This is a genomic window from Novosphingobium sp. (assembly GCF_019748365.1).
Classification (GTDB): domain Bacteria; phylum Pseudomonadota; class Alphaproteobacteria; order Sphingomonadales; family Sphingomonadaceae; genus Novosphingobium.
On sequence record NZ_JAIEPN010000077.1, the window covers coordinates 1 to 3,380 of the forward strand.

4 protein-coding genes are annotated in these 3,380 nt (G+C 58.8%); 1 reads left to right on the forward strand and 3 read right to left on the reverse strand.

Annotation, left to right across the window (positions count from 1 at the left end):
- On the forward strand, positions 1-743 hold a 743-nt coding region (locus K5Q19_RS10050; protein ID WP_292944349.1), incomplete at its 5' end, for a plasmid pRiA4b ORF-3 family protein.
- A gap of 595 nt (positions 744-1,338) precedes the next feature.
- Here K5Q19_RS10050 and K5Q19_RS10055 read toward each other — a convergent pair.
- The 3 genes from K5Q19_RS10055 to K5Q19_RS10065 all read right to left on the reverse strand — a co-directional run.
- On the reverse strand, positions 1,339-2,262 hold the full coding sequence (locus K5Q19_RS10055; protein ID WP_292944351.1) for a helix-turn-helix transcriptional regulator: 924 nt from the start codon (positions 2,260-2,262) through the stop codon (positions 1,339-1,341).
- Between the two features lie 217 nt (positions 2,263-2,479).
- Positions 2,480-2,689, reverse strand: a complete 210-nt coding sequence (locus tag K5Q19_RS10060) for a hypothetical protein (protein ID WP_292944353.1) — start codon at positions 2,687-2,689, stop codon at positions 2,480-2,482.
- A 400-nt stretch (positions 2,690-3,089) separates the two neighbouring features.
- Positions 3,090-3,380, reverse strand: a 291-nt coding sequence (locus K5Q19_RS10065) for a hypothetical protein (protein ID WP_292944356.1), incomplete at its 5' end; no start/stop codon positions are given.

Below are 3,380 nucleotides of genomic sequence, written 5' to 3' on the forward strand. Positions count from 1 at the left end.
CGCCCGCAGGCCGTCGCTGGTCAGCGAGCTTCTGCGCTAAGGTCAGCGCAGAGCTTTTCACCGGTGCTGCTCGTGCCGTCGAACTTGCGGGCGGCGCGATGTGGCGGCATCATTGCAGCATGGCAAAACGCTTTGATCCCTACGACTTTATCATCCGGCTCGAAGTCCAGATCCTCGGGATCGAGCCGGTTATCAGCCGCACCCTGGAATTGCCGCGCGACCTCAATTTCGCACAACTCCATGAGGTGCTCCAGGCGGCCGTTGGGTGGACCGACAGCCACTTGCACCAGTTCATCGTCGGCGGGCTGGTTGTCGGCGCTCCCGAATACCTCGAGGAGGATGCCTATGGCCCGCGGGTGATCGAAGCGACCGATGTGCACCTTCGCGACCTGCGGTTTCCCTACGGACCCGATGCCCAGCTCGAGATACTGTACCAGTACGACTTCGGCGATAACTGGCAGCACCGGCTGATCCTGACGCCAATGCCGCGAGCGGAAGGCGTAAAGTATCCGCGCTGCATTGGCGGAGCTCGCAGCTGCCCGCCGGAAGATGTAGGCGGAGACATCGGCTATGAGACGTTCCTTGAGGCGTGGCGCGATCCTGACCATGAGGAGCACGCTGACAATCGGCGCTGGGCCGGACGCAAGTTTGACCCGGAGCGCTTTGATCTTGAGGCTACCAACCGCGCAACCGCGCGCGCTTTGCGCTTAAGTCGTGGCGACTATCGGGCGCGGCAAATCTAATTCATGAAACAGCCGTGACAGAAGCCGTCGCGCAATCACAATGGACACAGTTGACAGGGGGAGTTCCGACGCTGAATTTAACATAATGTATGTTATCAATTTGTAGTTTTTCTGTATTTAAGCAGAGGCTTGCTCTGTGTCTCGCACCTAATCCTGCCATAGGCATGACGTTCACCGGAGCCCGATTTCGCCGAAAGACTGCTATGCGCAGTGCTGAGTTACCCAGAGACCTTGATAGCATACTCCAATCGCAATTGTCAGTCATTCCAATACGATCAATGCCGCCACGCTACAGTGATGATTGAATTGTTCTCTGCAACGACGAGGTAGACATTCCGGAACCGCTCATGCCCCGCGATCGCGGGCCCCATGTATTGGGCGTACCTCTTCCACGTGGCTTTGGTGTAGCTGTATGACCTGCACTCGCCTCCGAGAAACCGCTCCTCACCAAAGTCGATCAGCGCATCGATGATGAACTGCGGGACACATCGATCAACCTGTCGCCTTTGACCGTGCCGGGTCGGCTGAGCCGCGCCGCGACCGATAAGAGAGCCCGCGCCAAATGGATTCCTGTTCATTGCGCCCCCTTACCCGGTCACACCGATAAGGAGATCACCAAGGAGCTCCTGGAGCTTTTCGTCGTGCTGTGCTTTTGCTGACGCATCCAAGCTAGCCTCGCCTCTGCGGCATCGGCACCACGCAGGTTCTTCGGTAGCCGAGCGAGCTGGACGGCACCTGTCAGGATTGCCCGTGCCAGTTCCTCGTCACCTTGGGCTACGGTCAATGCCTCCGCACTTCCAACGTCGTAACTCGGGCTGCGCCACACCGGCCACACGTCCAGCGAAGGGGCGTCGTCGTCATCCTGACGTACCTTTTCAATGCGCTGCTTGAGATGGTCTACGAAGGGATTGTCGCATTCTTCGTCATAATCCAGCGGGACGAAGGCATCCTCGATCTTGGTGTTCTCGAGCACATATGAGGCGCGAAGATCTCGCTTTCTGATCGAGAGCTCCTCTTGGACCTCTACTTCTTCCGCCTGCCAGTCGTGCAGGAACCTGCCGCCAAGATGTGAGAAATGACGATCCATTTCACCAACGGCGTCACGCCGGGCGCTGAGTTCTGCGAGCCGATTGCCACGTTCGAGCAAGCTTTCCCGCGCGACAAGGTCGAACAGCAGAGGCGCCAGTTCGAGGATCGTTTCGCGGGTCTCGTTATAGCGCATGGCGACAAGCTCCAACGCATTCTGCGCCGCGCTCGAGATGCTGAGGTCAAGGGGCACACGGTCATTGAACAGGCTTCGCGCCTGATCAGGCTCGGGCGGTGTAAAAAGGTCCACAGGCTGGCATTTCAAGGTATTCGCCAGTCGCTTAGCTGTTTCAGGCCGGGTTGCGCCTGCTTTCCCGTTTTCAATTCGGGTGATGGTAGCGCGGCCGACGTGAGCCGCAACGGCCAACGCCTCGGCGGTCAGTCCAGCTTTCTTACGCAGTAAGATCAGTTTATCTGGGTTGATAGTGCTCATAACGTCCTCCTGCCTCAATAATGAGCCATTCAGACGATTAAACAACGATCATGTACGTCTCATTTTCACTGTGAGTGGGTTTTCAAACCCCGAGTTTGTCCGCCAATGGATCACGGATTGAGCCAAAGGATCGGCTTTCTGATCTGTTCGGGGATCATATCGCTCCGCAATTGATCCGATGGCTCACGGGGCTCAGCCTGCCACACCACAGCGGACTTTACCGCCAGAAGCCGTCCTGCCTCTGCCCGTGGCGGTTGTCATAGTCTTCGCGCTGGTCGTAGGCGCTCTTGCGAATACCCACCTCGACCCGCTGACCGCCGGCATTGCGGATGTGGAGATCGCGCAGATCAATTCTATTGCGCTGCGCCCAGTCCTTTGCCTCGCGCTCGCTGCCGAAGGTTCCTGCATCTTCGTAATCGAATGCCATTTCATGCTCTCCTTGAGGTGGTGATTGACGGTCTGGAATATTGGTTGCGCAGGATCATGCCGATTGTCTCCGGGCATCGGCGGATCGGGCAATCGCCGAATGGCGAGTCCTGAGCCGTGAAGGGCGCAGTTGCGCTAGTCTCCGGAAGGCTGTTGTGCATGCAGCGAGCAGAGAACCCGCCACTACCGAGGCCAGAATGGCCAAACCGAGCGCCACCCATTCCGGTCCCGGGAAAGGGCTAGGCTGGGCCGCAACCGGCTCGACGGCGCCTGCAGCACCAACCCCTGTCGCCGTTGTGAAGCCATCCGCTATCGGATGAGGCGTGAGAACCATTGGCTCACTGCCGGAACCTGGTTCCGCACCGGACATCGCTGGATCCCGTGGTGGCATGGCTCTTCTCCTATCGGCTGCGTTCGATGCTGCGTTCGGGCAGGTCGATCTGCGGCACTGACCGCAGACTGTCCCTGGCCACGTTGGGAAGCGGCGAGAGGCTATCGCCACCGCTGCGCAAGTGTTCGGGGATCTTCGGGCTGAATTCAGCGGAAGTGCCCTTCCCCTTGCCTTCATCGACCTGCTTCTCGCCAAGGGTCTCAAGCGCGCTGGTCTTGTCGCCCGGGTTGCGCTCGATCTGACTGAGCAGACGGTCCTTGTCGTTGGTGACGATCGTGATGTCATCACGCACGCGGGTCAT

Coding starts and splice junctions, on each gene's coding strand:
- K5Q19_RS10055 (WP_292944351.1), bottom strand. CDS start 2,262: ATGAGCACTATCAACCCAGATAAACTGATCTTACTGCGTAAGAAAGCT.
- K5Q19_RS10060 (WP_292944353.1), bottom strand. CDS start 2,689: ATGGCATTCGATTACGAAGATGCAGGAACCTTCGGCAGCGAGCGCGAG.